Genomic DNA, 289 nt, shown 5'->3' on the forward strand with positions numbered 1-289 from the left:
GTATCACCACGTTGAAAGCCTATTTGGCTTGCAGGTGAATCATCTTCAAGATAAGCGACGCGTAAAATACGGTCGGCTGTATCGCCAATAAACGCCCAATTTATACCGTAACCAGAAGTAACGCCCGATTGCGCTTCTTGAAAGTAATCTTCAGTAGGTTCTGAAAAATGAAAGTTATCTTTTTTTGCCCCTGAGTCGGTAAGCTGCTCTGTTTTTAATTGGGCAAAATAATCGGCTACTGTGGCAAAGCTTTCAGGATCGTTATCGGCAATCTCATCATACCAAAGGT

1 pseudogene is annotated in these 289 nt (G+C 42.6%); it reads right to left on the reverse strand.

Features of this window, described 5'->3' with window-relative positions:
• Positions 1-289, reverse strand: a pseudogene (locus AAEZ18_RS18600) (peptidase S41); the annotation flags it as partial.

Source organism: Pseudoalteromonas sp. 19-MNA-CIBAN-0066, from assembly GCF_040308705.1.
Classification (GTDB): domain Bacteria; phylum Pseudomonadota; class Gammaproteobacteria; order Enterobacterales; family Alteromonadaceae; genus Pseudoalteromonas; species Pseudoalteromonas nigrifaciens.